The organism is Paenibacillus sp. tmac-D7, assembly GCF_006519665.1.
GTDB classification, from domain to species: Bacteria; Bacillota; Bacilli; order Paenibacillales; family NBRC-103111; genus Paenibacillus_G; species Paenibacillus_G validus.
Genome location: NZ_VIDW01000089.1, coordinates 1 through 5279, shown reverse-complemented (window position 1 = coordinate 5279; position 5279 = coordinate 1). Strand labels below are relative to the sequence as shown.

Genomic DNA, 5279 nt, shown 5'->3' with positions numbered 1-5279 from the left:
TACGACATATTTTTTCTTGGGTGGTTTTTGTTGAAAAATAGGATGCAAATTGTGGACCAAAGGATGTAATTCTATAGTCGCCAGGTTACTGAAAGTGTGGTGAACCTCTAGTACATTTGGACATCTTTATGGGATGTTTTTTATTTTTATATTGGGGGATGCCTATGGCGAGAATTATGATTGCAGACGATAACCCTTCTATTCGTTTGTTGATTTCTTCCTTAGTTACGCACGCTGGTCATGAAGTCGTCTTACAAGCGAAAAACGGTCTAGAGGCATTGAACGCCTATTTCCATACAAAACCCGATTTGTTGATAGTCGATTATCAAATGCCTGTCATGGATGGCATTTCGCTTATAGAAGAAATCACAAAAGATGATCCTGAAGTCAAAGTCTTGCTTTGCACAGGCTCCATTGAAGATTTGAGAAATGATACTAGGATACCTAAGGATGTAGCAGTGCTTTCAAAACCATTCGACAACAATGAATTTTTAGGATTAGTTACAGCAGCTCTAGAAAATTAATTCTCAGTTGCTGTCGATGAGGTGATTCGTATGTCAGACTTTATCAGTGAGCAAGAAATATTGAAGCTATTGAAGAAACTTGACCAAGATTCCCAAGAGTCGGAAAGTGAACGGATGGGGTCATCTTCAGTAACGGGGATTAACATAGATGGTCAAGTAATGGATGGATACATCAAAGTTGAACACGGTAAAATCATCGTCGTAAATCCCTCAAATGGGGGTAAGATTCCGACTATCGAAGCCCATTCACCTGTGATCCTATTTGTGGATGGTCAAGAGATCCACAAAAGGATTAAAGTATCTTCAGAAAGTGTCATTGAGTGGAAGATTGAAGAAAAACCATTATTCGTGATTGAAGTTTCAGATGATAAGTTAGCTGCATATTTGACTGTTCATCGCCCACAGAGGCATCCATGGGCGTTATCTGATAAGACCTCGAGTTTAGATTTAAACCTTACAGCCGAGGAAGATTCAACGATTATTTTGGAAACTCTAAACCTGCAAGATATTCTCTCAGTAGTTGAAAACATGAACATCAAAATGAATCTTGATGTGGCAGCGATACAAACCGAAATTATGCAACCTACTTGTAAACCTGTGAAAATAGCCAATGGAAAAGCTCCAACCCAAGGGCAAGATGCTCGCCTAGATATGTTCTTTTCGGAAAATATCGAAAACATCTTTACAGAAGTAAGAGGTTTTGTTGATTTTAAAAATCACATGAATATTCCTTCTGTCAAAAGCGGAGATGTAATTGCAAAGAAGACATCTCCCGTAGAAGGTCAGGCGGGGTATGATGTCTTTGGTAATGTGTTGCTTCCTGATCCCGTTCACGATATTCGTATTGCAGGGAAAGGCAATGTTGAAATAACGCCTGACGATATCGTTATTGCACGGAAAGAAGGAAGACCGCGAGTAGTCACTGGAAATAAGATAAAGTATTTCGATATTAACACCGCATTCATTGTTCCGGGTAATGTTGATTTGCAGACAGGTAATATCGTTTTCGCTGGAGACATTATTGTATATGGTGATGTCATGGACAACATGATTATTGAGTCGCTTGGGAACATTTATATATCTGGCAGTGTTTATAATTCAACCTTAACCGCGACAGGAAGTATTGCAGTGAAGGGTAATGTAATTGGAAGTAATCTTTATTCGGGGTATTTCGGCATGCTCTACAACAGACTTTATAACGGTTCTAAACAGTTAATGGACTACCTCGAGAAGATGGCGGAAAGTGTAAAATTGTTATTGAATGAAATCAGTAAGAAGAAACTACAGGTTCGATATGGACAAGCGTTATTGTTAGTAACCGAGAGCAAGTATCAGCAGGTTTGGGAAGTTGTGAAAGAACTGCTTGGCGTTATTTCAAGCCTTCAGACTTACAATAAGGACGCTATGCAGCAATTAAAAGATTATTTGGAGTTATTTTTGTTACCGACCAAGTTAGTTGAAGTGATGACTGCTCCAAGAATGGAAGATTTCATTCGTGTATTAAAAGAAGCGTTCATGAGAGTTGCGTTAAGTCAAGAATCGCAAGTTCAGATAAATATTAACCAAGCTCAAAACTCTACATTAAAGTCAAATGGGGATATTTTGATTAGAAGAGAAGGTGTTATTCAATGTGATCTCTATTCAGCGGGCAATATCGTATTCTTCCTAGATAACTCTGTATGTAGGGGATCTAAACTGGAGGCTGGAGATACCATTTCTGCAATGTATGTAGGTGGATTCACTGGAGTTGGGACAAGCCTAAAAGCAATAAATAAGGTTATTGTAAAGAAAATGTTTGAAGGCAGAGTAACTGTTGATCGGTATAGTACCGATATCTTTGAACCAGTAGAAGAAATGACTTTTGATCATAACAGCATCAAGAGACTTGCTTAGGGAAGGGAGTGATTCCTATCGACAATACAACATTCATCGGGAGAAGATTAAGTAACAATATTTATTCCAGGCAAGGCAGTTTGCTTTTACCAAAGAGCACCATATTAAATGATCATAATCTCGATCTCTTACAACAACATGGTGTTAATTTATGGGATGCGGACACCCAACTTATTACCGAATTTATAATAGATGAAACGATCTCTGAGGTTCAATGGATATACGAAAAGATACACAGTACTGAAATGCTTTCAAATGAAATAATCCGTCAAAAGGTGATGCCTAAGATCCAACAATTGTGTTCTAATAATATTTCGAATGTCTTATTGGGTTTAAGAAAGAAAGATCATTATACGTATCAACATTGTATTGGCGTTTCAGTGCTGTCCTATTTAATCGGTAAGTGGTTAGGGCTGACAGAGGAAGAGTTGAATGACCTTGCCGTTGCGGGTCTGTTGCATGATTTAGGTAAGGCAAAGATCCCTGACTCAATCTTAAAAAAGGCAGATAAATTAAGCTGGGATGAGTATGCTGAAATGAAACGCCATACGGTATTGGGTTATGAGATAATTCTTAGCCTTCCAAATATAACAGCCCAACAAGCATTGGTTGCCCTTCAGCATCATGAACGAGAAGATGGCAGCGGGTATCCATACGGAAAATCTAGTGAAGAGATTGCATACTTTAGTAAGATTGTGGCTGTTGCCGATGTATTTCATACAATGGTTTCAGAGCGAGTGTATAAAAAACCTGTTCCACTTTACCAAGTACTTCAAGAAATATATCAACGAGCATTCGGATTATTTGATCCAGTTATTGTTCAACGTTTTATCATTAACTTAATGAACAGAATGATTGGGGATTCAGTTCTTTTGTCAGATGGTAAAGTGGCTCGGATTGTAATGATCAATCCAGACGACTTGGTTAATCCTCTAGTTGAATCAGAGGGACAATATTATGATTTAAGGTGGTCTAAAAACAAAATCATGGACTTTGCCAGTAACCAATAATAATACCGGACTAGTTTACTTTGATAAGTTCATTTAGAGATGTATCTTTCGTGCTTTTCGACCTAAAACCGGATACGTTATACTACAGGCGGAGGGATGTGAAATGGACACTTTTCAGGATGAATTTGCATTGACCTGACAACAGAGCTTGTTACTGGCCAAAAAGAAATGGGACGAAAATATATATTGCGGCATGATCGGTAAGAAAGCTTGTTGCGCTTCATCGCGCGGCAGGCTTTTTTGTTGTTTGGGGAATTATGACTTCGATGCGTAGCATTTACAGGTCGAAGATAGCCCCACCTGTTAAAGTAATAAATTACATGACGAAATGGACTCCGACTTCGGGGTCCTTTTCGCATTTCCGGAGGAATGCACATGATGTATGCCATCCCAAGCGGTGGCGGATGCTTTTGCCCGATTCTACCGCCTTTTTGTTACGGAACCGGCTTGATCGAGGAGGGAGAAACCGTGCCAACATTGGAGTTGATATCCAAAGAGAAGAACGGATTTGGCGACACGTATTATTACATCCGTAATTCGAACGGGGTGACCAGTAAAGTTTATGAAGGCGATTTAGACGCATATTTGAAAAAGAATGGTGCTACGGAGTTGAAGGAAGGCAGAGCTTATCTGTACCCCAAAAAGCAGGGCAAGGCACGATGAACGATATACCCATCGGACGCTGCTTGGATCTCAGTTAGTCATGTGGACATGACGATTAAGGGACACGACTTGTAAAAGCAGTCGTGTCTTATTTACTTTTTCCAAGAGGAGCTGCGGTGATGAGCTATGTAAACAAGGAACAGATCGAACGTGCAAAAAGGCTGGATCTGCTCACGTATTTGCATATGTGCGAGCCTGCAGAACTGGTACGTTGCTCTCGCAATATCTACACCACCCGGACACACGACAGTTTGAAAATTTCCAACGGCAAATGGTACTGGTGGTCAAGGGGGATCGGCGGACGCTCGGCGCTGGACTATTTGATCAAAGTGCGGGGCATGTCTTTTCCCGATGCGGTGCTGCAAATTGAAGGCGTTCATCCAGGCAGCGCACCTACATTTTCGCAATCTTTGCAACAATGTTCTTTTCCGGCGCGTTTTGAGCTTCCCGAACCGAATCGTACATCGCAACGCGTCATGGCCTATCTCAGCAAACGCGGTATCCATCGCACGTTGATCGACTACTGTCTCGAAACGGGGCGCTTGTATGAAAGCCGACGCTATCACAACGCGGTATTCGTCGGATTTGACCAAGAAGGGACGCCGCGCTATGCGGCGATACGCGGTACGACAAGCACCCGTTATATGGGGGAAGCTGCTGGCAGCGACAAGCGGTATTCGTTTTCCATTCCGGCCTCGGAAAACAGTACGGAACTGCATCTGTTTGAGAGCGCCATTGATCTTTTATCCTACTGTGCGCTGGAACATCTAGCCGGCCGGGATTGGCGGCAGGCGCATAAGCTGTCGCTGGCCGGAATATACAGGCCCAAGACAAATGGGGAGGACTCTACTCCCCCGTCTGCCCTAACGCATTACTTGCAGTGCTTTCCCCAGGTGAATCGACTTGTCCTGCACTTGGACAATGATGAGCCGGGGCGATTGGCGGCAGCTACGATACAGAGGCTCCTCTCCCCCGCCCTTCTCATATCCGATGAGCCGCCTAAGTTCGGAAAGGATGTAAACAACGATTTGATGGAATCCCGAAGAAGACGCGGAGAACCATCCCGATAGCGGTGACGCACTGCATGTGGATGAGATGTGAATAGATTGGGGATAAGCGCAGCCATATTGATTGTATAGCATGTAATAGGTATAATAAAATCAATATACAGCTATGCAAGGAGTGACAA

General features: G+C 42.0%; 5 protein-coding genes. All 5 read left to right on the top strand.

Annotated features, from left to right (window positions below; translation table 11 throughout):
• Positions 1 to 164 precede the first annotated feature (164 nt).
• The 5 genes from FKP33_RS26410 (at position 165) to FKP33_RS26390 (ending at position 5160) form a co-directional block, all read left to right on the top strand.
• The gene (locus FKP33_RS26410; RefSeq protein ID WP_181410292.1) at positions 165 to 524 is read left to right on the top strand and encodes a response regulator; all 360 of its coding nucleotides are present in this window, start codon (positions 165 to 167) and stop codon (positions 522 to 524) included.
• Positions 525 to 554: 30 nt separating this feature from the next.
• The gene (locus tag FKP33_RS26405) at positions 555 to 2417 is read left to right on the top strand and encodes a flagellar assembly protein A (protein ID WP_141336782.1); all 1863 of its coding nucleotides are present in this window, start codon (positions 555 to 557) and stop codon (positions 2415 to 2417) included.
• 8 nt (positions 2418 to 2425) lie between these two features.
• Positions 2426 to 3427, top strand: coding sequence for an HD-GYP domain-containing protein (locus FKP33_RS26400; RefSeq protein WP_258313564.1), 1002 nt, complete (start codon positions 2426 to 2428; stop codon positions 3425 to 3427).
• Between the two features lie 468 nt (positions 3428 to 3895).
• The gene (locus FKP33_RS26395) at positions 3896 to 4090 is read left to right on the top strand and encodes a hypothetical protein (RefSeq protein ID WP_258313563.1); all 195 of its coding nucleotides are present in this window, start codon (positions 3896 to 3898) and stop codon (positions 4088 to 4090) included.
• A gap of 119 nt (positions 4091 to 4209) precedes the next feature.
• A complete protein-coding gene (locus FKP33_RS26390; protein WP_141336780.1) occupies positions 4210 to 5160 on the top strand; it encodes a DUF3991 domain-containing protein in 951 nt (316 codons plus the stop codon).
• The last annotated feature ends 119 nt before the right edge of the window (positions 5161 to 5279 follow it).